We start from the raw sequence: 25,712 nt of genomic DNA, 5'->3' as shown, positions 1-25,712 counted from the left end.
GAAGGCCCCGCCCCCGTGGCCCCGCACCCCCGGCCCCGCCCGCACCCCCGACCCCCCCGCACCCCCCCCCCCCCCCCCCCCCCCCCCCCCCAGGCCCCCCCCCCCCCCCCCCCCCCCCGCATCACGCGACGCGATCTCCATCGAGCAGCCGCGGTACAACAAAAGCGTCCCCGGCCCCGTACTGCCCGCCGGAGTGCCCCCGCAGCCGCACGGCACGAGATTCGCTTACCAGTGCCGGGAGATCCGGCCAGCGCTCCGCCAGGAATGGTCTCTGTGGCGACTTCTCCTGCAGGACGGCATCGAGACGGAACGCGAAGCACTCCGCCGGATCATCCTGCTCCAACTGCGGGCCCGACTCGCGGACCAGCGGCGCGGGGAAGCGGGCCCGCCCATGTAGGCCGCGCGGTGGCCTGCACACAGCTGCGCCCCACCCCGGAGTGGGCGCAGGTGGGGCGCAGCAGCCAGCCGGGTCAGGACACGTCGGCCCGCACTGACTTCCCGATCAGCCCGTCGGTGTACGTCACCGCCTTCGGCGTGAACGCCCCCTTCCCGGTGACCGCACCGGTGACGTTCTCGCCCGGCGCGAGCTCCACCGTGCCGATCTGGTTCTCGTCTACGCCGAGTTCCGAGTTGTGCTTGGTGCCGTTCGTGTCGGTGATCGCGAAGTACAGCGGGTTGACGTTGATCGGCTTCGACGAGTTGTTCGTGACGGTCACCGACACGCTCGTGTAGCCGTCGCCCTGCGCCAGGATCGTCTTCTTGAACTCCGCCGCCTTTGCCACCACTACGACGTCGGCTTTCTTCTCCGGCTCCACGGGCTTCGACTCCGGGGCCTTCGCCGGCGCCGACGACGCGGCGGCCGCCGGCGGGGTCGGCTTCTTCTCGGCGGTGCTGTCGCCGCTGTCGCCGATGAGCGCACCAACGATCGCGAGGAGAACGAACAGGCCGACGATTCCGAGGCACCCGAAGCCGATGATCTTCCCGGCGCTGTTCTTCTTCGGCTGGGGCGGGGGCGGGTAGCCGTATCCGGGCTGCGGCTGGCCGGGCGGCGGGAACTGCTGCGACATGGAAACCCCCAGGGGACGGGTGCGAATGCGGTCACCGTAGGGGGATGCGGGCGACAGGGTGCGGCAGTAGCCGAACCGTGACAATCGAAGATTCAACAACCGACCGCCTCGGCTGAACCCGGCGGCAAGCTCGGCTGGGTGATCGCCAACACGGTAGAGCGAATCGCCATGGCCCTGGCCGTCGAGTATGAACAGGCACAGGGGCGACAGGCGACTGACGTCAGCAACAACTGGGGCAACTTGGGGAGCGAGGTCCGCGATTGGCTCGCCGAACGGCACAAAGACGTGAACCGTCTGACCTGCGATCTAGTCTCGCGACACCCCGACGGCTCACTCGCTAGGCTGATCGAGGTCAAGGGCCGGGGTGGGCCAACGAGCCTTTCCATCCTCGACCGGCAGCACAGCGCAATGCTGGGATGTGGTGAGGACTGGTGGCTCTACGTCGCTCTTGAATGCCGAACGCCGAAGCCCGGACTCGTCGTCGTCAATCAGCCGGCCCGCCTCCCTTGGCATCGCTTGGACGGCGACACCCCGGGAACGCAGCACGGCAGTTCGCGGGTGCAGGATGAAGGGCACTGGCACATGGGGCAGGCGGACGTCTTGGCCCTCGGCAAGGTCGTCGCGTAGGTCAGATTGGGCGCAGGTCGATCCATGTCCAGAGTTCCTCGCCCGCCTGTCCGCGCCGTCGTCGCCCGGCCGCCACACCGCCGGGATGCGTACACGCGCCAGCCGGGTGAACCTGAAGGAGATCCTCCCCCTCACACACAAGGGATGGCCATGATCAAGAAGCTGCACGAGATGGGCATGCGAAGCGAGCACGCGTACACGGCAGCGTTCGCCTCGATCGGTCTATCCATCGCCGCATGGGCGATGTCCCTCAACGCCGAACCGGGCGCCGGCATCGCTCGCGCCGACCGGTGGGGAATCTTCGTGGGCGAATGGGCCCCCACCTTCTTCGGGCTCGGCCTGGCCCTGTCCCACTACGAACAGTCGGAAGGCACCCTCCTCGCCAGCGTCAGCGACATCCGCGAGGAACGAGCGGCCATGTAGACCGGAGGCCGGTCACGCCTCGCCGACGCCGACCGCATAGTGCGGCTGCCCGCCCTGCCACGCGATGACCTCGGAGTCGCCGAGGACCAACTCGTCGGGGTCGTCGATGTCGATGCGCCGCAGGAACTCGATCAGGTCCGTGTCGTTGTAGGCGACGCCGAGGACCGTGTCGACGCCACGAACCCGGATCACGACCCGCCGACCACTCGACGGGGAGATCCGGTGCACGAGGATCGGCGCACGGTCCATGCCCCTAGCCTGCGGCGCGCCGGGCGGCACGGCATCCCGAGCGCTGAGGGGCATCTACCTGTTTTTGAATAGTCTCTATCCGACCACTACCCGCTGATCGGTCGCTGACTCCCGCGCCGCCGGCCGGCGGTGGGCGCGAGGGCGCCCGCCGGCCGGCGGCCGCCGGGGTCACACGGCGCCGTGCGGCTCCTCGTACAGGCCGTCGATCAGCGCGCCGTACTTGTCGCGGACGACCCGGCGGCGCAGCTTGAGGGAGGGCGTGAGCTCCCCGGTCTCGGGGCCCCACTCCCCGGTCAGCAGCCGGTAGCGCTTGATCTGCTCGGTCCGGTTGAGCCGCGCGTTGGCCGCCTCGACCGCACGGGCGATCTCCTCCCGGACGGCGGGGTGCTCGGCCAGCGCGCTGGGGGAGGCGGCCTCGATGCCCCGGGCGGCCGCCCAGACCGGGGCCAGCTCGGCGTCCAGGACGAGCAGGGCGACGAGGTAGGAGCGGCCGTCGCCGTGCACCAGCGCCTGGCCGATGAGGGGGTGCTCCTTGACCGTGTTCTCCACCAGCGCGGGCGAGACGTTCTTCCCGTTGGACGTGATGATCAGTTCCTTCTTGCGGTCGGTGATCCAGAGGAAGCCGTCGTCGTCGATCCGGCCGACGTCGCCCGTGGGGAACCAGCCCTCCGCGTCGCAGGCGCTCTCCACCGAGCCGTCCGGCCGCAGGTAGCCGCCGAAGACGGTCGCCCCGCGGGTGAGGACCTCCCCGTCCTCGGCGATCCGCAGCTCCACCCCCTCGATCGGCCGGCCCACCGAACCCAGCCGGAAGCCGTCCGCGCTGTTGAGCGTGCACACCCCGGCCGTCTCGGTGAGCCCCCAGGCATCCATGATCGTGATGCCCCAGCCGGCCCAGAAGCGGACCACGTCGATGGGCATAGGCGCGGTGGCGCTGGCCGTCCAGGCGAGCCGGTCCATGCCCGCGAACTGCAGCAGCGGGTCCAGCGTCCGTTCCTTCGCCGAGGCGTACGAGGCTTCGAGCGCGGCGGGCACCTCCTCGCCCCGCTCGTGGTGGCCGGCCCGGGCGCGGGCGAGGTCGTTGGCGGCCTCGATGGCGCTGCGCCGGTCCTCGGGGAGCTGCGCGAGGACCGCGCGGACGGAGGCGGCGAGCTTCTCCCACACCCGGGGCACCCCGAAGAACTGCACCGGGCGCAGTTCGCGGACGGCCGCCGACACGGAGGCGGGATCGGAGCACAGCATGACGTGCGAGGCCCTCAGCAGGGGCAGGTAGATACCGAGGACCCGCTCGGCGATGTGCGCGAAGGGCAGGTAGCAGATGTGCTCGGCGTGCTCGGGCAGGTCCACGCGCCGGTCGAGGCGGACCGCCTGGAGGATCAGGTTGCGGTGGGTCAGGCGTACGCCCTTGGGGTCGCCGGTGGTGCCCGAGGTGTAGACGACGGTGAGCGGGTCCTCGGGGCGGGTCTCCTGCCAGGCCTTCTCAAAGGCGTCGGCGCGGTGGGTCCGGGCGCCGCTCGCGTACAGGGAGGCGTACGTGCCGTGGCGGCCGGCCTCGGCGGCCTCGGCGACGACGAGGCGTTCCAGGGGGACGTCCGCGGCGGCCAGCAGCGGTTCCCACCGGACGAGTTCGCGGGCCCCCTCGACGACGGCGACCCGGGCCCGGCTGTGGCGGGCGATGTGCGCGATCTGCTCGGGCGCGGAGGTCCCGTACACGGTGACGGGCACGGCGCCGAGGTGGAAGAGGGCGAGGTCGCTGAGCCAGTGCTCGGGGCGGTTGCCCATCATCAGCAGGACGTGCTCGCCGCGCCCGACGCCGAGGGCCGCGTAGCCGGCGGCGAGGACGGCGACCTTGTGGCGGACCTCGCTCCAGGTGAGCGTCGTCCACCCGGCCGCGTCGGTGCCGGCCCGCCAGGAGAGGGCGGGGAGGTCCCCGTGCTCGGCGGCGTTGCGGGCCAGCAGGGCGGGGAAGGTGATCTCTTCGGGGCGTCCGGGCAGTCGCAGGTTCGTGGTCATGGGCAGCTCCTGGCCGTTTCACATCGTTGGTGCGACAGCAATACTGTTGAACCCAAGCTGTGGAGCAGAGAGCGAGGCGCAGACGATGGCCGACCAGGCACCCGAGCCGATGCTCACCGTCGACGAGCTGGCGGCCAGGGCGGGCGTCACCGTGCGCACGGTACGGTTCTACAGCACCCGCGGGCTTTTGCCCCCTCCCGTGATCGGTCCGCGTCGGGTGGGGCACTACGGGCCGGAGCACCTGTCGCGGCTGGCCCTGATCGAGGAACTCCAGCACCAGGGGATGACCTTGTCCGCCATCGAGCGCTACCTGGACGCGCTGCCGGACGACCTGAGCGCGCACGATCTCGCGATCCACCGGGCGATGGTGGCCAGTTGGGCCCCGGACGCGGCTCAGGAGGTCTCGCGGGAGGAGCTGGAGAAGCGGGCGGGGCGGAGCCTGTCGGAGACCGACGTGCGGCGGCTGACGGCGATGAACGTGCTGGCCGCCTCGGGGGACGGGTTCCGGGTGGACGTGGGGCTGCTGCGGCTCGGGGTCGCCCTGCTCGACGTGCCGATCGCGCACGAGACGATCCTGGCGGCGCGCAAGGTGCTGGTGGAGCACACCCGGTCGGCGGCGCACGAGCTGACGGCGCTGTTCCGGGACGAGGTGTGGGGTCCGTTCACGGAGGGAGAGAGCGATCCGGAGCGGGTGGAGTCGATGAAGGCTCTGTCGGCGCACATGCAGCCGATGGTGGTGCAGGCGCTGGTGACGGCCTTCCAGCGGTCGCTGCGGGAGGAACTGCGGACGGCGTTCACGTCCGGTGACGAGTGATCGGCGCCATCGGGTAACTTCACGGCGCATGGCAGTCATTCACCGCACCACCATGTCCCCCGGCAAGCTCGAACTGATCGCCTCCTGGTTGCCGTCGAAGCCCTGGTACCGGGGCGGGGACGCACCGCTGCTCGCCAAGGCCGGCGGTTTCCGGCTCGACGACCCGGACGGCGAGGTCGGCATCGAGTTCATGGTCGTCACCGACACCTCGGGGGCCTCCCCCGTCACCTACCAGGTCCCCATGACCTACCGCGGGATGCCGCTGGCATCCGCCGCGGACGGCCTGATCGGCACGTCCGAGCACGGTGTGCTGGGACGTCGATGGATCTACGACGGGACCCACGACGTGGTCCTGGTCGAGCAGTTGCTCGCCCTGCTGGCGGGCCGTACCACCGCCCAGGACCAGAACGCGAGCGACGCCCCCGACCCGACGGTCGAGGTCCGTACCGGGGCGGCGGGGATGGCGCAGGACCTGACCGGCCCCGGGACCGTGACGGACACCGCCGACGCGAGCCTGGTCACGGTGGGCCCGGTGATGGACGAGGGCCCGGTGTCGACCCTGACCGTGTGCCGGGTGCTCCGTCCTGGTCGCGCTCCCGAGGGCGACGGCTCAGCGGGACGGGTGCTGGCCGGCTGGTCCGCCCCGGACGGCGCCCGGCAGCACGGGCCGTTCGCCCACCTGGCCGCCTCCGACCGCTGACGCCGACGGCCGCCCGGGCCCGCTCGGGGCGGGACCGGGACGGCCGTCCGTGCTCAGTCGCGGTAGGTCTCGCCGCGCTCGGCCTTCTCCACGAGGGAGGCCGGTGGGGTGAACCGCTCGCCGTACGTTCCGGCGAGCTCACGGGCGCGTGCTACGAAGCCGGCGAGGCCGCCCTCGTAGCCGTTGATGTACTGGATCACGCCGCCGGTCCAGGCCGGGAAGCCGATGCCCATGATGGAGCCGATGTTGGCGTCGGCGATCGAGGTGAGGACGCCCTCGTCGAGGCAGCGGACGGTGTCCAGGGCCTCGGAGAAGAGCATCCGCTCCTTCATGTCCTCGAAGGGGACCTCGTGGCCCGGCTTGGCGAAGTGCTCGCGCAGGCCGGGCCAGATGCGGGTGCGCCTGCCCGACTCGTCGTACTCGTAGAAGCCTGCGCCGCCGCTGCGGCCGGGGCGGCCGAACTCGTCGACCATCCGGTCGATGACGGTGTCGGCGGGGTGCTCGGTCCACGCCCGGCCCTCCGCCTCGAAGGCCTTGCGGCTTTCGTTGCGGATCTTGCGCGGCAGCGTCAGGGTGAGCTCGTCCATCAGGGAGAGCACCTTGGCCGGGTAGCCGGCCTGGGCGGCGGCCTGCTCGATCGACGCGGGCTCGACGCCCTCGCCGACCATCGCCACGCCTTCGTTGATGAACTGGCCGATGACGCGCGAGGTGAAGAAGCCGCGCGAGTCGTTGACCACGATCGGAGTCTTGTTGATCTGGCGGACCAGGTCGAAGGCGCGGGCGATGGCCTCGTCGCCGGTCTGCGCCCCCTTGATGATCTCGACGAGCGGCATCTTGTCGACGGGCGAGAAGAAGTGCAGTCCGATGAAGTCGGCGGGCCGCTCCACGCCCTCGGCGAGCCCGGTGATGGGCAGGGTCGAGGTGTTGGAGCACAGGAGCGCGTCGGGCGCGATGACGTCCTGGACCTCCTGGAACACCTTGTGCTTGAGGGCGGTGTCCTCGAAGACGGCCTCGATGACGGCGTCGCAGCCCGCCAGGTCGGCCGCGTCGGCGGTCGGGGTGATCCGGGCGAGCAGCTCGGCGCGCCCCGCCTCGGTGGTCCGGCCGCGGGACAGCGCCTTGTCGAGCAGCTTCTCGGAGTACGCCTTGCCCTTCGCGGCGGCCTCGGCGGTGACGTCCTTGAGGACCACCTCGATGCCGGCGCGGGCGCAGGAGTAGGCGATGCCGGCGCCCATCATGCCGGCGCCGAGGACGGCGACCTTGCGGACCTGCCGCGGCTCGACGCCCTGCGGGCGGCTGCGGCCGGCGTTGACGGCCTGGAGGTCGAAGAAGAACGCCTGGATCATGTTCTTGGCGGTCTGTCCGGTGACCAGCTCGGTGAAGTAGCGGGCCTCGATGGTCAGCGCCGTCTCGAAGTCCACCTGGGAGCCCTCGACGGCGCAGGCCAGGATGTTGCGCGGCGCCGGGTACGGGGCCCCGTTCAGCTGCTTCTTCAGGTTGGCCGGGAAGGCCGGGAGGTTCGCGGCGAAGCGCGGGTTGGACGGCGTGCCGCCGGGGATCTTGTAGCCGGGTACGTCCCAGGGCTGCTGCGACTCGGGGTGGGCGTCGATGAACGCGCGGGCCTTGGCCAGCATCTCCTCGGACGTGGCGGCCAGTTCGTGCACGAGGCCGTTGTCCAGGGCGCGCTGGGGGGTGTACTGCGTGCCCTGGAGCAGCACCTTGAGCAGCGCGTCGGCGATGCCCATCAGGCGCACGGTACGGGTGACGCCGCCGCCCGCCGGGAGGAGGCCGAGGGTGACCTCGGGCAGGCCGATCTTGGAGCCTGGCGCGTCCAGGGCGACGCGGTGGTGGGAGGCGAGGGCGATCTCGTAGCCGCCGCCCAGGGCCGCTCCGTTGATGGCGGCGACGACGGGCTTGCCGAGGGTCTCGATGCGGCGAAGGGACCGCTTGATCTCGGTGCCGGTGTCGAAGGCGAGCTGCGCGTGCTCGGGGCGCAGCCTGATCATGTCCTTGAGGTCGCCGCCGGCGAAGAAGGTCTTCTTCGCGGAGGTGTAGATGATGCCGCGGATGGAGTCCTTCTCGGCCTCGGCGCGGTCGGCGACCGCGGCGATGGAGTCCTTGAAGGCCTGGTTCATCGTGTTGGCGGACTGGCTCGGGTCGTCGAGGATCAGGGTGACGACGCCGGTCTCGTCCTGTTCCCAGCGGATCGTGGTGGACTCGCTCATGTTCGCTACTTCCGTGTCGGAGGGGTCGGGGGAGACAGGACGGTTCAGAGGCGTTCGACGATGGTGGCGACGCCCATGCCGCCGCCGACGCAGAGGGTGACGAGGCCGTAGCGCTTGTCCTGGCGCTCCAGCTCGTCGACGATCGTGCCGAGGATCATCGCGCCGGTGGCGCCGAGCGGGTGGCCCAGCGCGATGGCGCCGCCGTTGACGTTGACCTTGTCGAGGGAGAGGCCCATGTCCTTGACGAAGCGCAGCACGACTCCGGCGAAGGCCTCGTTGATCTCGACCAGGTCGATGTCGTCGATGGTCAGGCCGGCCTTGGCGAGGGCCTTGCGGGTGGCCGGGGCGGGCCCGGTGAGCATGATGGTGGGCTCGGAGCCGGAGACGGCCGCCGAGACGATGCGGGCGCGCGGGGTGAGGCCGCCCCGCTCCCCCGCCTCGCGGGAGCCGATGGCGACGAGCGAGGCGCCGTCGACGATGCCGGAGGAGTTGCCCGCGTGGTGGACGTGGTCGATCTTCTCGATCCAGTGGTACTTCTGGAGGGCGACGGCGTCGAAGCCGCCGAGCTCGCCGATGTCCGCGAAGGACGGCTTGAGCTTGGCGAGGGTGTCGGCGGTGGTCCCCGGACGGACGAACTCGTCGTGGTCCAGGACGACCAGGCCGTTGCGGTCGGTGACCGGGACGACGGACTTCGCGAAGCGGCCGTCCTTGATCGCGGCGGCGGCGCGCTCCTGGGAGAGGGCCGCGTACTCGTCGACGTCGCGCCGGGAGAAGCCCTCGATGGTGGCGATCAGGTCGGCGCCGATGCCCTGCGGGACGAAGCCGGTGTCCCAGTTGGTCATCGGGTCGGCGAACCAGGCGCCGCCGTCCGAGGCCATCGGTACCCGGGACATGGACTCCACGCCGCCCGCCAGGACCAGGTCCTCCCAGCCGGAACGGACCTTCGCGGCGGCCAGGTTGACGGCTTCCAGGCCGGAGGCGCAGAACCGGTTCTCCTGTACGCCGGCCACCGTGTCCGGGAGCCCGGCCGCGATGGCCGCGATACGGGCGATGTCGGAGCCCTGGTCTCCGACCGGGCCGACGACGCCGAGCACGATGTCGTCGATGGTGGCGGGGTCCAGACCGGGGTTGCGCTCGCGCAGGGCGTCGATGAGTCCGACGACGAGGTCGATCGGCTTGGTGCCGTGCAGGGCGCCATTGGCCTTGCCGCGGCCGCGCGGGGTGCGGATCGCGTCGTATACGTAAGCTTCGGTGCTCACTGGTCAAGCCTTTCGGTGTGCTGGAAGGTCCTGGGAAGGTCCTCGGGGAGGCCGCGGGGAAAGGTTCGGCCGGGGGGGGCGGCCGGGGGGTCGGCCGGGGCTCCGGCCGACGGGGTCAGCTGAGGAGGGACCGGCCGATGATCTCCTTCATGATCTCGGTCGTACCGCCGTAGATGGTCTGGATCCGGCCGTCGGTGAAGGCCCTCGCCACCCGGTACTCGGTCATGTATCCGTAGCCGCCGTGGAGCTGCAGACAGCGGTCCGCCACGCGCTTTTGCAGTTCGGTGGCCCACCACTTGGCCATCGAGGCGTGCACGTGGTCCAGCTCGCCGTTCGCGTGGTCGGTGATGCACCGGTCGAGGAAGGTCCGGGTGACGGCGACCTCGGTGGCCATCTCCGCGATCTCGAACCGGATGTGCTGGAGCTTGGACAGCGGACGCCCGAAGGCCTCGCGCTCCTTCACGTACTGGGTGGTGATCTCCAGCAGGTACTCGGCGGCGGCGATCCCGGCCATCGCGATGCCCATCCGCTCCTGCGCCAGATTGGTCATCAGGTGGACGAAGGCGCCGTTCAGTTCGCCGAGCAGGTTCTCCTTCGGGACGCGCACGTCGTGGAAGAACAGCTCGGCGGTGTCCTGTGCCTTCTGGCCGATCTTGTCGAGGTTGCGGCCGCGCTCGAAGCCCTCCGCGCCGCGCTCGACGACCAGCAGCGACAGGCCGTGCGCCCCGCCCTCGGGGGTGGTCTTGGCGACCACGATCACCAGGTCGGCGAGGATGCCGTTGGAGATGAAGGTCTTGGAGCCGTTCAGCACCCAGTGGTCGCCGCGGTCCTCGGCGGTGGTCCGGATCCCCTGGAGGTCGGAGCCCGCCCCCGGCTCGGTCATCGCTATGGCGGTGATGGTCTCGCCGGAGCAGAAGCCGGGCAGCCAGCGGCGCTTCTGCTCCTCGGTGGCGAGCGAGGTCAGGTACGGCCCGATGATGTCGTTGTGCAGGCCGATGGCGAGTCCGGGGGCGCCCGCCCTGGTGAACTCCTCGGCGATGACGGCGGCGTAGCGGAAGTCGGTGTTCCCGCCGCCGCCGTACTCCTCCGGGACGGCGAGCCCGAGCAGCCCCTGGCGGCCGGCGGCCCGCCAGGCCTCGCGGCTGACGATGCCGTCCTTCTCCCACTGCTCGTAGTGCGGCAGCACCTCCTTGGCGAGGAAGGTGCGGACGGTCTCGCGGAACGCCTCGTGGTCGGCGTCGAAGATCCGGCGCTTCATCGGACGGCTCGCTGCATCGGAAGGCTCCTTAGGGCCGGTTAAAGCCAGTTCTTGACGGTTTCGACCAGCCGGGCGGGCTCGGGGCCGACAGGTGTGACGTTGAGCATGGTGACGCCCGCCTCGCGGAAGGCCTCGACACGCTCGCGTACGTAGCCCTCGGGCCCGCACAGGGTCATCAGCTCGCAGAACTCCTCCGGCACGGCCGCCGCGGCGTCGCGCGTGCGTCCGGCGAGGTAGAGCTCCTGGATCCGGCGGGCAGCGTCCCCGTAGCCGTAGGCGACGGCGAGGTCGTTGTAGAAGTTCTTGCCGACCGCGCCCATGCCGCCGACGTACAGCGCGATCTGCGGGCGGGCGCGTTCGCGTACGGCGGCCGCGTCCTCGCCGATGGCGAGCAGGCCGCCCGCGACGGTCTGGAGCGGGCCGAGTTCCGGCGCGCGCTTCGCCGCGCCCTCGGCGAGCGGGCCGCCCCACACGGCGGCGGCCTTCTCGGGGAGGAAGAGCGTGGGCAGCCAGCCGTCCGCGATCTCGGCGGTCAGCGTGACGTTCGCCGGGCCGAGGGAGGCGATGTAGACGGGGATGGCGTCGCGCACCGGCCGGGTGAGGATCTTCAGCGGCTTGCCGTGCCGACCGCCCTTTTCGGGCGGCAGCGGCATGTCCGTGATGCCGTGGTGGTCGATCGTCTCCCGGCGCCAGATGCGCCGGCACAGCTCGACGGTCTCGCGGGTGCGGCCGAGCGGCTTGTCGTACGGCTTCCCGTGCCAGCCCTCGACGACCTGCGGGCCGGAGGCGCCGAGGCCGAGGAGCGCCCGGCCGCCCGAGAGGGCGTCCAGTCCGGCGGCCGTCTGCGCGATGAGGCCGGGGGTGCGCGAGTAGACGTTCATGATCGCCGAGCCGATCTTCAGCCGCTCGGTGCGGGCGGCGAGGTAGCCCATGATCGTCGGGGAGTCGAAGCCCCAGGCCTCGGCCACCCACACGGCGTCGAGTCCGGCGGACTCCAGCGCGGCGGCCTCGTCGGCGGCCCGGCGCGGGTCCCCCGCGTAGTCGAGCATCATCGACAGTTCCATCGGTCAGCCGTCCTTCCCGAGCAGGGCCGGTACGTCCCAGTCGGCGGCCACCGACTCGGTGTGCGCTCCGGGTCGGGCGGGGCCGCCCGTGACGGACACCGGGGTCGCGGAGAACCGCGGGGCGGGGGCGGGCTGCACGATCCCGCCGAAGTCGGTGAAGGTCCCCCGGGCGGCGAGGTGGGGGTGGCCGGGGGCCTCGCGCAGGGAGAGCACGGGCGCCACGCAGGCGTCGGTGCCCTCGAACACCGCCGTCCACTGCGCGCGCGTACGGGTCCGGAAGCGTGCGGCGACGGCCTCGCGCAGCTCGCCCCAGCGGGCGGGGTCCTTGCGGGCCGGCGCCCCGTCCCCGATGCCGAGGAGCTGCGTGAAGGTGTCGTAGAACTGCTGCTCCAGCGCGCCGACCGCCATGTACCCGCCGTCGGAGGTCTCGTAGGTGCCGTAGAAGGGGCAACCGCCGTCGAGGAGGTTGGCGCCGCGGCGGTCCTGCCAGCCGCCCGCCGCCATCATGCCGTGGATCATGGCGGTGAGGTGGGCGGTGCCGTCGACGATGGCCGCGTCGACGACCTGGCCGGTGCCGGTGGTCCGGGCGTGCTGGAGGGCGGCGAGGACGCCGATCACCAGGTAGAGCGAGCCTCCCGCGTAGTCCCCCACCAGGTTGGCCGGGACCGCCGGGGGCTCTCCCGGGTTGCCGATCATGCCCAGGGCCCCGGTGACGGCGATGTAGGCGATGTCGTGGCCGGCGGTGTGCGCGAGCGGGCCCTCCTGTCCCCAGCCGGTCATCCGCCCGTAGACGAGGCGGGGGTTGCGGGCGTGGCACTCGGCCGGGCCCACGCCGAGCCGCTCGGCGACCCCGGGGCGGAAGCCCTCGACGAGGACGTCGGCGCGCTCGACCAGCTCCAGGACGCGGGCGGGCCCGTCGGCGGACTTGAGGTCGACCAGGACGGAGCGCTTACCGCGGTTGGTGATGTCGTAGGCGGGATCGACCGCGAGTGCGCCCCCGCCGGGCCGGTCCACCCGTACGACGTCCGCTCCCAGGTCGGCGAGGAGCATGGCGGCGAAGGGTCCGGGGCCGATGCCGGCCAGCTCGACGACGCGCACTCCGGCGAGCGGGCCGCGGCCGCGGGCCGTCCCGGTGCCGGCTCCCGCTCCGGCCGCGCTCCCGGTCCCGTTCCCTGTCACTGCCATCGAGCCCCCAGCGTCTGCGGTGTGCTTGGTCTGCCTCGTGTGCCTGGTGTGCGACCGTGTGACACAACTGATGTAACACCGGTGATGCTAGGAACGTGTTCCATCGAGCACAAGCCCCCTGGCCGGGCTCCGCCGGGATCGGCCGGCTTTGGCGGATCCGGCCCCTCGGAACGGCGGTGAGATCCAGGGGCGGCCCCCCTGATGGATCGTCCCGGGACTCTGTACTCTGAACACGCTTTCGAGCTGATCAAGCGTTCAATCAGATAAATGGGGGACCGGTGCGTCGTCGCCGTCTTGTAATCTCCGCTGCCGCCATCGCGGCGGGCGTTGGCCTCATCCCGGGCGTGGCCCAGGCGGACCCGGTCAAGCCGGACGCGCGCGGCACCACGAAGCCGGACCTGGAGCTGGGCAAGGACGCCAAGGCCAAGGGCCACGCCTTCAGCAGCCCCGCGGACCGCTCGGTCCGCACGGCCCTGCCGACCGCCAAGACGGGTGCGGCCGCCGCCCCGCAGGCCCAGTCCGTCGCCGCCAACGCGGACCTCGCGGTCGGCGTGACGGCCTACGGCACGTCGGCGCACGGGACCGAGGTGGAAACCACCGTCACGAGCGCGGACACCGCGCTCAAGGTCACCATCGCCTGGGGCGACGGGAAGTCGGACGTCTTCGACGCCTTCGGCTCCGACATCCGGTCCACGACCCACACCTACGCCGAGGTCGGCTCCTACACGGTCAAGGTCACCGTGACCGACGCCGCGAACAACGTCTCGGCCGTCAACCAGGTCACGTTCGTCACCGACGGCTCGGACTTCACCCCGTACGCCCCGACCCGTCTGCTGGACACCCGCAACGGCACCGGCGCGCCGATGGGCATGGTCCAGCCGTACAGCTCGACCCGCGTGAAGGTCGGCGGCAACGGCGGGATCCCGGCCGGCGTCACGGCCGTGGTCCTCAACGTCACGGTCACCAACACCTCCGCCGACGGCCACATCACGGCCTTCCCCGAGGGCACCGAGCGTCCGACCACGTCGAACGTCAACTACAAGGCCCGTCAGACCGTCCCGAACCTGGTCATCGTGCCGGTCGGCAAGAACGGCTACGTCGAGATCGCCAACCGCGGCGGCATGCCGGTCGACCTGATCGCCGACGTCACGGGCTTCTTCTCCAAGACCGCCTCCAGCGGTTACACCCCGGTCACCCCGGCCCGTTTCGTCGACACCCGCGACGGCCTCGGCACGGTGAAGGGCCAGCTCGGCGGCCGCAAGACCTTCTCCACCCAGATCAGCGGCCTGCGCGGCGTGCCCCAGGGCATCAGCGCCGTCGCGCTGAACGTGACGGTCACCAACCCGAAGGAAGCCGGCCACCTGTCGGTCTTCCCGGGCGGCGGCGCCACCCCGACCGCGTCGAACCTGAACTTCACCGCGGGCCAGACCATCGCCAACTCGGTGATCGTCCCCGTCGGCCAGGACGGCAAGATCAGCGTCTTCAACGGCGCCTGGGCGGGCACCGACGTCGTCGTGGACGTCGTCGGCTACTACAGCACCGACAGCACGAGCGCCTTCCTGCCGCTCTCGCCGGAGCGCCTGGTCGACACCCGTGACCCCCAGGACCCGGTCTACGGGAAGCTGTGGGGCCAGAGCTACATCTACATGCCGATGTCCTACGACGACCCGAGCATCACGGGCTTCGTGCTGAACTCCACGGTCACCAACCCGGAGGGCGACGGGTACCTCACGGTCACCCCGGACCCGAACTCGATCGACGACTACATCAACGAGACGGCCGCCTGGCCGACGCCGCCGAACTCCTCCAACCTGAACTGGAAGAAGGGCGACACCGTCCCGAACCTGGTCCAGGCGAGCACCGGCAGCAACGGCATCATCGACCTCTGGAACCGGGGCTGGGACGACGTCGACCTGATCGTCGACCTCTTCGGCCTCTACCAGCAGGGCTGATCCACCGCAGGTGAACCCCACGGCGCCCCGGGCGCGGCCGCACGGCCGCTCCCGGGGCGCCGCCGTCGTGGCGGGGCCGGTTCTCGGCACGTGCCGACCACCTGCCCGCGCGAACGGCCGGGTACCGCGCTAGCCTCGGCCACCGACACCCACTCGCCAGGAGCGCTCATGAACGCAGGGGTCCCGCAGGACCGACCGCAACGTGCCTACGACGTCGTCCTCTTCGGCGCCACCGGGTTCGTCGGCGCACTGACCGCCGAATACCTCGCCGAGCACGCGCCCGCCGGCTGCCGGTGGGCCCTCGCCGGCCGGGACCTCGCGAAGCTGGAGCGGCTGCGCGAGCGGCTGGCCGCGATCGACCCCGGGTGCGCGACGCTGCCGCTGCTGCGGGCCGACGCCCGGGACGCCGCGGCCGTACGCGAACTGGCCGCGTCCACCCGGGTACTGGCCACGACCGTGGGCCCGTACATCTGGTACGGGGCCGAGCTCGTGGCCGCCTGCGCCGAGGCCGGCACCGACTACGTGGACCTCACCGGCGAGCCGGAGTTCGTGGACCGGATGTACGTGGAGCACGACGCGCGGGCCCGCGAGAGCGGGGCCCGGCTGGTGCACGCCTGCGGCTTCGACTCGATCCCGGCCGACCTCGGCGCGTACTTCACGGTCCGGCAGCTGCCGGAGGGGGTCCCGCTGACGGTCGACGGGTTCATGCGGTCCAACGCGTTCTTCTCCGGCGGGACCCTGGCCTCCGCGCTGACCGCGCTGGGCCGCGGCCCCCAGACCCTGGCGGCCGGGCACGCCCGCCGCCTGCACGAGCCGCGGCTGCTGGGGCGGCGGGCCCGCGGGCCGCTGGGCGCGCCCCGGTTCAGCCGAGAGACCGGCACGTGGGCACTGCCGCTGCCGTCGCTGGACCCGCGGATCGTGACGCGGTCGGCGGCCGCGCTGGAGCGCTACGGCCCGGACTTCCGCTACCGGCACTACGCCTCAGTCAAGCACCTGCCCGTCGCGGTGGGCGGTACGGCGGCGGTGGGCGCGACGGCGGCCCTGGCCCAGGTGCCGCCGGTCCGGCGGTGGCTGATGAACCGCTGGGAGCCGGGCCGGGGGCCGGACGCGGAGCGGCGCGCGCGCAGCTGGTTCACCGTGCGGTTCGTGGGCGAGGGCGGCGGCCGGCGCGTGCTCACCGAGGTGTCGGGCGGCGACCCGGGCTACGGGGAGACCGCGAAGATGCTGGCGGAGTCGGCCCTGTGCCTGGCCCACGACGCCCTGCCGGAGTCCGCCGGCCAGGTGACGACGGCCGTGGCGATGGGCGACGCGCTGATCCACCGCCTCCAGAAGGCGGGGATCACCTTCCGGGTGGCTGACGCCCGCTGACGGACCGGCCGGCTCAGGAGGCCTCGCGCAGCGCCCTGCGGCACAGGGAGTCGGCGTGGCGGGTGGTCTCCGGGATGCGGAAGCGGGGGCTCAGGGCCAGGGCGTGCGCGCAGGCGTTGTCGAGCGACACCTTGTGTCCGACGGATACGTACACCGGCTTGGTCCCGTCCTGCGTCCTCAGGGCCCGTCCGACCTCGGCCCCGTCGGCGGCGCGCAGCGCGGCGGCGTCGCCCCGCCGGGTACCCGGTTCCTCGTAGGTGAAGGTGAACGGGTTCTTCGCGACGCCGATGGACGGGAGCCCGGTGACCACTCCGAGGTGGCAGGCGAGACCGAAGCCGCGGGGGTGGGCGAGGCCGTAGCCGTCGCAGACCACGAGGCCCGGCTCGACGGTCAGGGCGTCGAGGGCGGCCAGTACGGTCGGCAGCTCGCGGAAGGCGAGCAGCCCGGGCACGTAGGGGAAGCTGACGTGCCCGACGGCGGTGGCCTCCTGGACGACTTCCAAGGTGGCGGCGTCGAGCACCACGGCCGCGGCGGCGACCAGGTCGCGGTTGTCGTCGTAGGCGACGTCCACTCCGGTCACGAGCCCGTGCCCGGGTGGGGGTCCGGGCTCGGTGAGCACGACGCGATGGCGCAGTTCGTCCTGTATCGCCCGGGCCTCGGCCTCGTCGGCGGGGGTCTTCACACTCGTCATGAGGAGCGAGAGTAGCCTGGCGATCATGTTCGTCATGGAGCTCAACTACACCGCGCCCATCGAAGCCGTCGAGGACGAGCTGGACGCCCACCTCGCCTGGCTGGACGGCTACTACGCCTCCGGCGTCTTCCTGGCGTCGGGGCGCAAGGTCCCGCGCGACGGGGGCCTCATCCTCGCGGGAGGGGTGTCCCGGGCAGAGATCGAGAGGATCGCGGCCGAGGACCCCTTCACGGTCGCGGGCGTGTGCGAATACCGCATCACCGAGTTCATCGCCACGAAGACGTCGGCGGACCTGGCGGCGGTGCGGGAGAACCCGGTCGTCTAGGGAGTGTCGTCGAAGTGCCGCCGGCCAGGCGGGACTTCGACGACACGACCCAGGAAGTCCGCGGGGCGTCACCGGACCGTCAGGGCCGCCGGTCAGCGGCGTTCGAGCCGCGCCACCCTGCCCTTCTCCCCCGCCGCCCAGCATCCCGTGTCGGCCGCGCAGTCGACCGTGTCGAAGGATCCCTCGTCCAGCGGCCGCCAGGTGCGGCCCCCGTCCGTCGTCACGTCCGTGCCCGTGGGCCCGACCGCGAGGGCCGTCCCGCCGCTGTACGGGTACCAGGCGGCGCCGGACCGGTAGGCCCGCGGCGGTGTCGTCGCCTGGCGCCAGCTGCGTCCTCCGTCCGAGGACACGGCGGCGGCCTGCGGGGAGGCCTGCCCGGTGCGGTAGTCGCCGCCCACGGCGAGGCCCCTGGTACGGTCCCGGAAGGCGAGGGCGAAGACCCCTCGCGCCGGGTCGCCCGCCGGAACGGTGGATTCGGCCACCCGCCAGGTCCGGCCACGGTCCGCGGAGTGCAGGACCCGCGCGCTCGCCCCGCCCCCGGTGGCCAGCCAGACGTCGCGCGGGCCGGCGCTGACCAGGCACTGGCCGCTCGCCGCGAAACCCGCCTCGCCCGGGAGCGCCTCGGGCATGCCGTCGCCGGGCAGCACCCGCCAGTGCCGCCCGCCGTCGTCCGTGGACAGGATGCGGAACTTCCCGTCCACCGGGTCGCTCATGGCCAGCCCGTGCCGGGCGTCGAAGAACGTGAGGCAGTCGTAGAAGGCACGCGGGTCGGGGTTGCGGAAGGGCTCGGTCCAGGTGGCGCCGCCGTCTTCGGTGCGCAGCACCCTGGAGGCCTCGCCCTCGCCGATGGACAGGGCCACCGCGCGTCGCGCGTCGAACGCCTCGATGTCGCGCAGTTCCAGTCCCTCCGCGACGGCGCCGGGCGGCGAGACGTCCTGCCAGCTGCGGCCGCCGTCGAGCGTGCGCAGCACGGTGCCCTTGGAGCCGGCCACCCAGGCCGTGCTCCGGCTGACGGCGGAGAGCCCCCGGAAGCGGGCGGTCTTCCCGGTCTCCTTGAGGGCCCAGCCGGCGGCCCGCAGGTCCTGCCCCCGGCCGGCCGCCGGCTCCGCGTCGGGGTCCGCGGCGGCGTGGGCGGGTCCGGTGAGAACCCCCACGGTCAGGATTGCCGCGGACATGCCAATTCCAACATCCAGAAGTCTCATGGCGCCGGAAGCTAACGCAGACCGGATCCGCCGTCCAGAGGGCGTCCGACCGGGCGTTGCGCCGGTGGAGTGAGCGACAACCGGCCCTTCTGCGGCGCCTCCCGCCCCTGCGCGGCGCACCGGCCTACCTTCGGCCACTTCCGCCCACCCGGTCACTCTGTGCGATCACACAGGCAGCTTCCGGCCAGTCGGTGACACAGCTCACTCACATGCCCATGCACGGATTTGCCGATTCCGGCGTCTATCGGGTTGCCGGGCCCCACCCCACAGTCCGGCCGCAGATCCGCCGCAAGGGAGTGAGCCTTGATCACTGTCATCGAGCAGGCCGCGCAGGCCCGTCTGGTCGCCACCGCGCCGAAGGTCGAGAGCGTTCCCGTCACACTCTGTTACGACCGGGCGGATCCCTTCGCCGTGCGCATGGCCTTCCCCGCCCCGGCCACGCTGGAGGGCGTCGAGGTCTCGTGGACCTTCTCCCGCGAGCTGCTGGAGTCCGGCCTTGACCGCCCGTCGGGCTGCGGTGACGTGCGCGTACGGCCCTACGACGGGGACCGGACCACGATCGAGTTCCACGCGGTGGAGGGGGTCGCGATCGTGCTGATGCTGACGGCCGAGCTGCACCGGTTCCTGGAGCGGGCGGCGGCCGTCGTCCCGCCCGGTCTGGAGCACCTCTACCTCGACATGGACCACAGCCTCGCCGAGCTGATGCGCGACACCTGCTGATCGCCCGCCGTAAATCGTTTGCGGGCGGTCGGCGCCGCCCGTAGCTTCGAAGACGCCCCATCCCCGTCGAACGGAGCAGGACGTTGCTCTTCTGAGGTCCGAGACACCGACCACCGCGACCATCGCGAAACCCGCGACCGTCAACACCACCGTGATCCCGCATCACCGTCACGGTCGCTGATCCGAGCGTCGGCTGTCTCCCCGCGTTGCACGCACCACTCACGCAACCTGGAGGCCTCCATGAGTCACGCCCCTGCTTTCATCACCTGCTCCGCCCTCTCCTTCGACTGGCCCGACGGCACTCCCGTGTTCGACGGGTTCCAGCTGGCCGTCGGCCCCGGCCGCACCGGTCTGATCGGACTCAACGGGAGTGGCAAGTCCACCCTGTTGAAACTGATCGCCGGTGAACTGAAGCCGTCCGAGGGCCAGTCGTCCGTCGCCGGCACGGTCGGCCACCTCCCCCAGACCGTCACCCTCGACACTGCACTGCGCGTGGACGAGGCACTGGGCATCCGCGCCACCCGCGCAGCACTCCACGCCATCGAGGCGGGCGAGGCCACCGAGGCGAACTTCGCCGCCGTGGGCGACGACTGGGACGTGGAGGAGCGGGCCCTGGCCACGCTCGACCAGCTCGGTCTCGCCCGGATCGGCCTGGACCGCACCGTCGGTGAGCTCTCGGGCGGCGAGTCCGTCCTGCTGCGCCTGGCCGCACTGCTGCTCGCGCGGCCCGACGTCCTGCTGCTGGACGAGCCCACCAACAACCTCGACCTGCGCGCCCGGCGCCGCCTCTACGCGGCCGTCGAGTCCTGGTCCGGGGTAATGCTCCTGGTGAGCCACGACCGAGAGCTGCTGGAACGGGTCGACCAGATCGCCGATCTGCGCGACGGGGAAGTCCGCTGGTACGGGGGGAACTTCAGCGACTACGAGGACATGCTCGCCGCCGAACAGGAGGCGGCCGAGCGGATGGTCCGGGTCGCGGAGGCCGACGTACGGCGGCAGAAGCGCGAACTGGCCGACGCGCAGGTCAAATTGGCGCGGCGCAAGCGGTACGGCCAGAAGATGTTCGAGAACAAGCGCGAGCCGAAGATCGTGATGGGCGCGCGCAAGCGTGCGGCGCAGGAATCGGCCGGCAAGCACCGGATCATGCACACCGAGAAGTTGGCCCAGGCGAAGGAGCGGCTGGACCAGGCGGTGGAGGCGGTCCGCGACGACGCCGAGATCCGCATCCAACTGCCCGCCACCCTGGTACCGCCCGGGCGGCGCGTCCTGACCCTCAGCGATCTGCGCCTGCCCCACGGGGCCGCCGTACCCGGCGAGTGGGAGCTGCGGGGCCCGGAGCGGATCGCCCTCGTGGGCCGCAACGGCTCGGGGAAGACCACCCTGCTGCGCACGATCGCGGGGCAGCTCGCACCCGAGTCGGGGACCGCGGTGACCCATGTGACCACGCGGTTCCTGCCGCAGCGGCTGGACGTGCTGGACGAGGACAGCTCGGTCGTGGAGAACGTGGCACGGTTCGCCCCGCAGGCCACAAACAACGTGATCCGGGCCCGCCTCGCGCACTTCCTCTTCCGGGGCGGGCGGGCGGACCGGCCGGCCGGCACCCTGTCGGGCGGCGAGCGGTTCCGGGCGGCGCTGGCGGCGCTGCTGCTGGCGGAGCCCGCCCCGCAGCTCCTCATGCTGGACGAGCCGACGAACAATCTCGACCTGTCGAGCGTGCGGCAGTTGACGGACGCCCTGGAGTCCTACCAGGGCGCGCTGCTGGTGGCCAGCCACGACGTGCCGTTCCTGGAGTCGATCGGCGTCACGCGCTGGCTGCTGCTGGACGGCGAGCTCCGGCCGACCACGGCCGAGGAGGTCCGGGAGGCGCTGTGGCACGGATAACCGCCTGACGGGGCACGCCACCGGCCCGCCGGGGGGCGACCGCACCCGGATCCCGGACATCGAATCGGGCCTGCGGCATCAGCGCGGAGTGCGTCCGGGCCCTCGTCGGCCACTACGGCTGTCCGGCCGCCGAGCTCGTGGGCCTGCTCGCGGCGATGGCGCGGGGGCGGGGCACGCACGCGGGCCGGGGCTGCTCCGGGCCGGGGCGCACGCGCGGGCCGGGGCTGCTCCGGACCGGGGCGCACGGCGGGCCGTCTTCGGTGTTGCCGACCCGCCGTCGGCGCCGCCCGAGCTCCGGGCCCGCCTCGCGCTGCGGACGGCACGCCGGCAGGTGTTCGCGCGCGGGAGCGTCCGCCGCTGCACGAGGCGCACGAGGCGCACGAGGCGGTGGTGCACGCGACTGCGCGAGTACGTGCTCCAGCTGCTCCCGGACACCCCCGGCCCGCCGAACCGCATCCGCAGCGCCTCGCGGGAGGCGGCCTCCGGCAGCGAGTTCAGCGCCGGGGGCTTCCCGGGGTCCGGGGGCTGCTGAAGCGGCTGCGCGGATGGCCAGGATCGTCCGGTGCCCCCGCTCCCATCCGCACCGCCGTGCGGGACCTGCGAGCTCTCGCGCAGACCGGAGAACGCCATGAGCATCCCCGAGGCCGCCCCGACGCCACTGCCGGTCGGACAGTCGCCCGGGCGGTGCCGTTCGGCAGCGAGGGCGCGAACTGCTTCCGCTTCGACCGGGACGCCGGCGGGCGGGCGCACATCGGAACGACGGGGTCCGCCGCGTGCGCATGCGACTCAGCCGACGCCCCCCGCGGCCGGTCGCGCCGTCAAGGCGGGAGCGGCGGACCACCTACTGGCGTGAATTTGCCCTTTCGCTGCCCCTCCTGAGCCCTCCCAAACTGTATAGATAACGGGATGTAACCAGACATAGCCACACCGGGGGCTTGGCTGGGCTTGATGTCGCGCTTAACCTACGACTCCGTAGGCTACGGAACCGTAGGTAATTCGCTTTGCACCCAGGAGTACCCGTGACGATCACCTCTCCCCACCTCGGCAGCTCGGAGGCGTGGACCGACGCCAAGCTGCTGTACGCGCTGGAAGAGGTGGTCGAGCAGGAGCTCAACCGCCATCTGAAGGTCACCAAGGACTGGATGCCCCACGAGTACGTCCCGTGGAGCGACGGCCGGAACTTCCCGGGCTTCTTCGAGGACGGCGAGGCCTGGGACCCGCAGCAGTCCAAGGTCACCGACATCGGCAAGATCGCGCTGGTCGTGAACCTGCTGACCGAGGACAACCTCCCCAGCTACCACCACGAGATCGCGACGCTCTTCGGCCGCAACGGCGCCTGGGGCACGTGGGTGCACCGCTGGACCGCCGAGGAGGGCCGCCACGGCATCGTGATGCGCGACTACCTGCTGGCCTCGCGCGCCGTGGACCCGGACAAGCTCGAAGCGTTCCGGATGCAGCACATGTCGGAGGGCTTCGAGTCCGACAACCGCCACTCGATGCTGCACTCGGTGGCGTACGTGGCCTTCCAGGAGCTGGCCACCCGCATCTCGCACCGCAACACCGGCCACCAGTCCGGTGACCCGGTCTGCGACCGCATGCTGGCGCGCATCGCGCAGGACGAGAACCTGCACATGGTCTTCTACCGCAACCTGCTGGGCGCGGCCTTCGAGCTCGCCCCGGACCTGACGATGCAGGCGGTGCGGGACGTCGTCGTCAACTTCCGGATGCCCGGACACGGCATGCCCGGCTTCGAGCGCATGGCCGCGCAGATGGCCATCGGCGGGGTCTACAACCTGCGGATCCACCACGACGACGTACTGGCCCCGGTGCTTCGCTTCCTCAAGGTCATGGACATCGCCGACCTCGGTCCGGAGGGGCAGAAGGCCCAGGACGAGCTCGGACTGTTCATGAACGGCCTGGACTCGGAGGCCAAGAAGTTCGACGAGCGCCTGGCCGCCCGCGCGGCCCGCCTGGCGGCCCGCAAGGGCTGACCTGACCGGATTCCGCCCGCTCGGGCGAGTGACGCCGATTGCCCTGGTGGAGCGCTGCTCTGCCAGGGTTTCGCGTCATGACGTCACTGCAGGTGGACATCGACCAGCTGACCCGCTTGACCCGCGCCCTGGACTCCTCGCTGAGTTCCCTGCGGGAGGCCCGGCGGGCACTGGCCCACGTACGACCCGACCAGCTGGGCACGGCGGATCTCGATGCGGCGTGCGACGGCTTCCAGGAACGGTGGGCCTACGGCACGCGGGAGCTGACCGAGCGGGTCAAGGCCGTACGGGAGGGCGTGGACCGCAGCGCCGCGCAGTACACGGAGCTGGAGGAAGCCGTCCGCGCGGCCTTCCTCCGGGCAGCGGCCACCCATGGCTGAGCACGCGGCGCTGGGCTTCGACCCCGCCCCCGGGAACGCCGCCGCGGTGCTGGCGCTGACCAGGAAGCTCGGCGCGTCGGCGAAGTCCCTCGGCGAGGCCTCCCGGGTGGTGACGGACCTCGTCTCCCACAGCTCGTCCTGGCAGGGCGAGGCGGCGACCGCCTTCCGCGCCTCCCTCTCCCGGGATCTCCCCCGCTACCTGGCCTCGGCCCACACCTCCCTGGCGGAGGCCGCCCGCCGGCTCACGGGGTGGCACGACACGCTGGTCGCCCACCGCGAGCTGGCCGCCTGGTACGAGGCGCAGGCCGGGGCGGCGAAGACGGAGGAGGCCCTCGCCGACGTCCGCCGCCTGGCCCGCGAACTGGCCGCCGAACACGCGGCGGCGGCCCGCCGCGTGGCGGCCACGCTGAACGCGGCGACGGACAAACTGGCCCCGAAGGAACCGGGCCTCCTGTCCTCGATCTGGCACAAGATCACCGAAGACCCGGCCGACGCCCTCTCGAACGCCTCGGCCATCCTGGGCGCGATCGGCGCCGGCGTGGCCCTCTTCTTCCCGCCGGCGGGCCTCGCGATCATGCTGGTCGGCAGCGGCCTGTCTCTGGCCGCGCTGGCCATGCACGTCTCGGACGCGAAGTTCCGCAAGTCCCTGACGGACGGCTTCACCAAGGGCCAGTTCGACGCCGACTTCTGGAAGAGCAGCGTCACCCTCCTGGGAGACACCGCCGGCTCCGTCCCCGGCGTGGCCGCGATCGCCTCCGGCGCCAAGGCGGGCACGGCGGCCGCCCGCGCGGCCATGGCAGCCGCCCCGGAGGCCAGCGCCCTGACAGGGCTCGCCCCGGGAAGCACGGCCTTCCGGCAGGCGGCCTGGTCCACGTCCGACGAGCTGCGGCAGGTGGAGAGCCCGCTCACGGGATGGGCCATGCGGTCATCGACTCAGGAAACCCGCGACCGGGTCGGTGTGGCGGTGGCTGGCACGGGCGCGCTGACCGGCATCCTCGATTACGCCCCGGACAATGAGGCTCTCGAACACAGCTGCACATCGGTGGACGGTGCCCGCGGCGTGCTCGACGACGCCCCCTCAGCCGTCAAGAAGTCCCACCATGCCTGGTCGGTGCTGAGGCCGTGACACAGCAGAACTCCCTACCGCCGGTTTGGTTCCGGCTGCCTGCCGGCTTCCATGACATCGGCCCCAGCGACAGGGCTGCACTGAAGGCCGTCGCCGAAGCCCTGGGCAGCTCCGACGCCCAACAAGAACTGTCTCAGCTCATCGATGGCCTCGAAGAACTCGCAGACCATGATGTCGTACACACCGCGATCGGCCTTCACCCCGAAGAGCCAGTCGGCGTCGCGACGTCCTTGTTCGCCCTGACCCTCCGGCCTGTCCAGCAGCCCAACCCACGCCTCACTGTTGCACGTGCGGCGCTGGCCATCGCCCGCTCATCGCTCTGGACCAGCTCCATCCGTCGGTTCATCGATCTCGCGTCGGGGCTCCCCTGCTGCCTGATTGCCGGGACAATTTCCGTACCGAACGTCGAGCATCGCCTATTTCAGGCCAGAGTCGCGACCGTGCATCCAGAGGGACTCCACCTACTCGTCCTCGATCTGACCAGCGCTTCAATCCAACACGCCGACGCTTACACGGACATCCTCGAAGCGGTCGCACACACCACCCTCTTCTCCGACCCAGAGGCGAGTGCGCCGACGGCATCCGGGGCCTCACGCATCCTGGAGGTGCTCCTGTGAGCCTCGCACTCACCAAGGTCGCTTGGGACCACCCTCCCACGCCAGTCGGCTACAAGCGGTTGGCCGTCCGACGCCTCAAGTGGGTGCTCAGCCTCGGCGGCCCCCCATTGATCGCCCTAGCCTTCATCGACAGGGTTCCCCATGCAGGCACGGTCTTCGCAATGATCGCTGTGCTAGTCGCGCCTTACCTGCCCTGGGTCATCATCGCCTTCGTCAGGCGACATCGCGTCGCGGCCATTTTGCAGGCCTACCCCTGGCGGGATTGGCCGTGCCAGTACCCACGCCGCCCGCCCGGGAGCCCCGCGACCATCGTGATCCCTTTCCGGGAGGACTTCGCTGCCACGTTGCGGATCCTCCCGTTCCCCATCGCGCTCGCGCAGGTGGAGAACGACCACCCCGACCGGATCTGGTTCGCGGGAGACCCTCGTTTCGGTGGGGTCGTGTCGCCCGTCGGGGGGCATTACCCCGTTCGGGTGGTGCCCCACACGCCGCGGCGCGAGGAGTGTGGTGGCGAGGGGTTCGACCTCGCGCGGCGGGTGGGGCTGGTGCGTGCCAGTGGGAAGGCCACGCGGACCTGA

The 25,712-nt window shown here is 71.7% G+C and carries 24 protein-coding genes; 14 read left to right on the top strand and 10 right to left on the bottom strand.

Annotated features, from left to right (window positions below):
- Positions 1–470: 470 nt before the first annotated feature.
- Positions 471–1,067 carry a DUF4352 domain-containing protein gene (locus ACZ3X1_RS17230; protein WP_467280140.1) on the bottom strand — a complete coding sequence of 199 codons (597 nt, stop codon included), beginning with the start codon at positions 1,065–1,067 and terminating at the stop codon, positions 471–473.
- A gap of 138 nt (positions 1,068–1,205) precedes the next feature.
- Here ACZ3X1_RS17230 and ACZ3X1_RS17225 point away from each other — a divergent pair, with 138 nt between their 5' ends.
- Positions 1,206–1,694, top strand: coding sequence for a protein NO VEIN domain-containing protein (locus ACZ3X1_RS17225; protein WP_467280139.1), 489 nt, complete (start codon positions 1,206–1,208; stop codon positions 1,692–1,694).
- 150 nt (positions 1,695–1,844) lie between these two features.
- The gene (locus ACZ3X1_RS17220) at positions 1,845–2,117 is read left to right on the top strand and encodes a hypothetical protein (RefSeq protein WP_356811919.1); all 273 of its coding nucleotides are present in this window, start codon (positions 1,845–1,847) and stop codon (positions 2,115–2,117) included.
- A 12-nt stretch (positions 2,118–2,129) separates the two neighbouring features.
- On the opposite strand, the gene ACZ3X1_RS17215 is transcribed toward ACZ3X1_RS17220, so the two are convergent.
- Positions 2,130–2,366, bottom strand: coding sequence for a hypothetical protein (locus ACZ3X1_RS17215; protein WP_467280138.1), 237 nt, complete (start codon positions 2,364–2,366; stop codon positions 2,130–2,132).
- Between the two features lie 168 nt (positions 2,367–2,534).
- Positions 2,535–4,376, bottom strand: coding sequence for an AMP-dependent synthetase/ligase (locus ACZ3X1_RS17210; RefSeq protein ID WP_356811917.1), 1,842 nt, complete (start codon positions 4,374–4,376; stop codon positions 2,535–2,537).
- A gap of 85 nt (positions 4,377–4,461) precedes the next feature.
- On the opposite strand from ACZ3X1_RS17210, the gene ACZ3X1_RS17205 reads away from it, so the two are divergent.
- The gene (locus tag ACZ3X1_RS17205; protein ID WP_356811916.1) at positions 4,462–5,190 is read left to right on the top strand and encodes a MerR family transcriptional regulator; all 729 of its coding nucleotides are present in this window, start codon (positions 4,462–4,464) and stop codon (positions 5,188–5,190) included.
- A 28-nt stretch (positions 5,191–5,218) separates the two neighbouring features.
- Complete coding sequence (locus ACZ3X1_RS17200) at positions 5,219–5,890, top strand: maltokinase N-terminal cap-like domain-containing protein (RefSeq protein ID WP_362623300.1); 672 nt, start codon at positions 5,219–5,221, stop codon at positions 5,888–5,890.
- Positions 5,891–5,943: 53 nt separating this feature from the next.
- On the opposite strand, the gene ACZ3X1_RS17195 is transcribed toward ACZ3X1_RS17200, so the two are convergent.
- The 5 genes from ACZ3X1_RS17195 to ACZ3X1_RS17175 all read right to left on the bottom strand — a co-directional run bounded on the left by ACZ3X1_RS17195 (position 5,944) and on the right by ACZ3X1_RS17175 (position 12,881).
- Entirely contained in the window at positions 5,944–8,115 is a 2,172-nt protein-coding gene (locus ACZ3X1_RS17195) for a 3-hydroxyacyl-CoA dehydrogenase NAD-binding domain-containing protein (RefSeq protein WP_467280137.1), read from the bottom strand.
- 44 nt (positions 8,116–8,159) lie between these two features.
- Positions 8,160–9,374: an acetyl-CoA C-acetyltransferase gene (locus ACZ3X1_RS17190; RefSeq protein ID WP_356811913.1), complete on the bottom strand. Its 1,215-nt coding sequence runs from the start codon at positions 9,372–9,374 to the stop codon at positions 8,160–8,162.
- A gap of 115 nt (positions 9,375–9,489) precedes the next feature.
- Positions 9,490–10,632 carry an acyl-CoA dehydrogenase family protein gene (locus ACZ3X1_RS17185; protein WP_362623308.1) on the bottom strand — a complete coding sequence of 381 codons (1,143 nt, stop codon included), beginning with the start codon at positions 10,630–10,632 and terminating at the stop codon, positions 9,490–9,492.
- 38 nt (positions 10,633–10,670) lie between these two features.
- A complete protein-coding gene (locus tag ACZ3X1_RS17180) occupies positions 10,671–11,696 on the bottom strand; it encodes an LLM class F420-dependent oxidoreductase (RefSeq protein ID WP_467280136.1) in 1,026 nt (341 codons plus the stop codon).
- A 3-nt stretch (positions 11,697–11,699) separates the two neighbouring features.
- The gene (locus ACZ3X1_RS17175; protein WP_467280135.1) at positions 11,700–12,881 is read right to left on the bottom strand and encodes a CaiB/BaiF CoA transferase family protein; all 1,182 of its coding nucleotides are present in this window, start codon (positions 12,879–12,881) and stop codon (positions 11,700–11,702) included.
- Between the two features lie 344 nt (positions 12,882–13,225).
- Here ACZ3X1_RS17175 and ACZ3X1_RS17170 point away from each other — a divergent pair, with 344 nt between their 5' ends.
- Positions 13,226–14,833 (top strand): PKD domain-containing protein, encoded by a 1,608-nt coding sequence (locus tag ACZ3X1_RS17170; protein ID WP_467280134.1) that lies wholly within the window; start codon positions 13,226–13,228, stop codon positions 14,831–14,833.
- A 168-nt stretch (positions 14,834–15,001) separates the two neighbouring features.
- On the top strand, positions 15,002–16,201 hold the full coding sequence (locus ACZ3X1_RS17165) for a saccharopine dehydrogenase family protein (protein WP_356811908.1): 1,200 nt from the start codon (positions 15,002–15,004) through the stop codon (positions 16,199–16,201).
- Positions 16,202–16,214: 13 nt separating this feature from the next.
- On the opposite strand, the gene ACZ3X1_RS17160 is transcribed toward ACZ3X1_RS17165, so the two are convergent.
- Complete coding sequence (locus ACZ3X1_RS17160) at positions 16,215–16,892, bottom strand: endonuclease V (RefSeq protein ID WP_467280133.1); 678 nt, start codon at positions 16,890–16,892, stop codon at positions 16,215–16,217.
- A gap of 25 nt (positions 16,893–16,917) precedes the next feature.
- Between ACZ3X1_RS17160 and ACZ3X1_RS17155 the strand changes: the two genes are divergently transcribed.
- Complete coding sequence (locus ACZ3X1_RS17155) at positions 16,918–17,217, top strand: YciI family protein (protein ID WP_356811947.1); 300 nt, start codon at positions 16,918–16,920, stop codon at positions 17,215–17,217.
- Between the two features lie 92 nt (positions 17,218–17,309).
- Here ACZ3X1_RS17155 and ACZ3X1_RS17150 read toward each other — a convergent pair whose 3' ends face one another.
- Complete coding sequence (locus tag ACZ3X1_RS17150) at positions 17,310–18,392, bottom strand: WD40/YVTN/BNR-like repeat-containing protein (protein WP_467280132.1); 1,083 nt, start codon at positions 18,390–18,392, stop codon at positions 17,310–17,312.
- 330 nt (positions 18,393–18,722) lie between these two features.
- On the opposite strand from ACZ3X1_RS17150, the gene ssgD reads away from it, so the two are divergent.
- The 7 genes from ssgD (at position 18,723) to ACZ3X1_RS17115 (ending at position 25,712) form a co-directional block, all read left to right on the top strand.
- The gene (gene ssgD / locus ACZ3X1_RS17145; protein ID WP_356811905.1) at positions 18,723–19,139 is read left to right on the top strand and encodes a spore wall synthesis regulator SsgD; all 417 of its coding nucleotides are present in this window, start codon (positions 18,723–18,725) and stop codon (positions 19,137–19,139) included.
- Positions 19,140–19,379: 240 nt separating this feature from the next.
- Complete coding sequence (locus ACZ3X1_RS17140) at positions 19,380–21,020, top strand: ABC-F family ATP-binding cassette domain-containing protein (RefSeq protein ID WP_467280131.1); 1,641 nt, start codon at positions 19,380–19,382, stop codon at positions 21,018–21,020.
- A 1,019-nt stretch (positions 21,021–22,039) separates the two neighbouring features.
- Positions 22,040–23,011, top strand: coding sequence for an acyl-ACP desaturase (locus ACZ3X1_RS17135; RefSeq protein ID WP_356811903.1), 972 nt, complete (start codon positions 22,040–22,042; stop codon positions 23,009–23,011).
- Between the two features lie 77 nt (positions 23,012–23,088).
- Positions 23,089–23,391, top strand: coding sequence for a hypothetical protein (locus ACZ3X1_RS17130; RefSeq protein WP_467280129.1), 303 nt, complete (start codon positions 23,089–23,091; stop codon positions 23,389–23,391).
- The gene (locus tag ACZ3X1_RS17125) at positions 23,384–24,517 is read left to right on the top strand and encodes a hypothetical protein (RefSeq protein WP_467280127.1); all 1,134 of its coding nucleotides are present in this window, start codon (positions 23,384–23,386) and stop codon (positions 24,515–24,517) included. Before ACZ3X1_RS17130 ends, ACZ3X1_RS17125 begins: the two co-directional genes overlap by 8 nt.
- Complete coding sequence (locus ACZ3X1_RS17120) at positions 24,514–25,134, top strand: hypothetical protein (RefSeq protein WP_467280126.1); 621 nt, start codon at positions 24,514–24,516, stop codon at positions 25,132–25,134. The genes ACZ3X1_RS17125 and ACZ3X1_RS17120 overlap by 4 nt, the downstream gene beginning before the upstream one ends.
- The gene (locus ACZ3X1_RS17115) at positions 25,131–25,712 is read left to right on the top strand and encodes a hypothetical protein (RefSeq protein ID WP_467280125.1); all 582 of its coding nucleotides are present in this window, start codon (positions 25,131–25,133) and stop codon (positions 25,710–25,712) included. The genes ACZ3X1_RS17120 and ACZ3X1_RS17115 overlap by 4 nt, the downstream gene beginning before the upstream one ends.

This window comes from Streptomyces sp. NPDC023541 (assembly GCF_055559995.1).
Note: the sequence above shows the minus strand (reverse complement) of the source record. Positions and strands in the feature narration are given on the sequence as shown.

What these genes read in the sequence shown, in the direction of transcription:
- ACZ3X1_RS17160 (WP_467280133.1), bottom strand. Translation starts at nt 16,892, where the DNA reads ATGACGAGTGTGAAGACCCCCGCCGACGAGGCCGAGGCCCGGGCGATA.
- ACZ3X1_RS17185 (WP_362623308.1), bottom strand. Translation starts at nt 10,632, where the DNA reads ATGAAGCGCCGGATCTTCGACGCCGACCACGAGGCGTTCCGCGAGACC.
- ACZ3X1_RS17220 (WP_356811919.1), top strand. Translation starts at nt 1,845, where the DNA reads ATGATCAAGAAGCTGCACGAGATGGGCATGCGAAGCGAGCACGCGTAC.
- ACZ3X1_RS17150 (WP_467280132.1), bottom strand. Translation starts at nt 18,392, where the DNA reads ATGTCCGCGGCAATCCTGACCGTGGGGGTTCTCACCGGACCCGCCCAC.
- ACZ3X1_RS17125 (WP_467280127.1), top strand. Translation starts at nt 23,384, where the DNA reads ATGGCTGAGCACGCGGCGCTGGGCTTCGACCCCGCCCCCGGGAACGCC.
- ACZ3X1_RS17155 (WP_356811947.1), top strand. Translation starts at nt 16,918, where the DNA reads ATGTTCGTCATGGAGCTCAACTACACCGCGCCCATCGAAGCCGTCGAG.
- ACZ3X1_RS17230 (WP_467280140.1), bottom strand. Translation starts at nt 1,067, where the DNA reads ATGTCGCAGCAGTTCCCGCCGCCCGGCCAGCCGCAGCCCGGATACGGC.
- ACZ3X1_RS17210 (WP_356811917.1), bottom strand. Translation starts at nt 4,376, where the DNA reads ATGACCACGAACCTGCGACTGCCCGGACGCCCCGAAGAGATCACCTTC.
- ACZ3X1_RS17205 (WP_356811916.1), top strand. Translation starts at nt 4,462, where the DNA reads ATGGCCGACCAGGCACCCGAGCCGATGCTCACCGTCGACGAGCTGGCG.
- ACZ3X1_RS17200 (WP_362623300.1), top strand. Translation starts at nt 5,219, where the DNA reads ATGGCAGTCATTCACCGCACCACCATGTCCCCCGGCAAGCTCGAACTG.
- ACZ3X1_RS17180 (WP_467280136.1), bottom strand. Translation starts at nt 11,696, where the DNA reads ATGGAACTGTCGATGATGCTCGACTACGCGGGGGACCCGCGCCGGGCC.
- ACZ3X1_RS17175 (WP_467280135.1), bottom strand. Translation starts at nt 12,881, where the DNA reads ATGGCAGTGACAGGGAACGGGACCGGGAGCGCGGCCGGAGCGGGAGCC.
- ACZ3X1_RS17195 (WP_467280137.1), bottom strand. Translation starts at nt 8,115, where the DNA reads ATGAGCGAGTCCACCACGATCCGCTGGGAACAGGACGAGACCGGCGTC.
- ACZ3X1_RS17130 (WP_467280129.1), top strand. Translation starts at nt 23,089, where the DNA reads ATGACGTCACTGCAGGTGGACATCGACCAGCTGACCCGCTTGACCCGC.
- ACZ3X1_RS17165 (WP_356811908.1), top strand. Translation starts at nt 15,002, where the DNA reads ATGAACGCAGGGGTCCCGCAGGACCGACCGCAACGTGCCTACGACGTC.
- ACZ3X1_RS17215 (WP_467280138.1), bottom strand. Translation starts at nt 2,366, where the DNA reads ATGGACCGTGCGCCGATCCTCGTGCACCGGATCTCCCCGTCGAGTGGT.
- ACZ3X1_RS17140 (WP_467280131.1), top strand. Translation starts at nt 19,380, where the DNA reads ATGAGTCACGCCCCTGCTTTCATCACCTGCTCCGCCCTCTCCTTCGAC.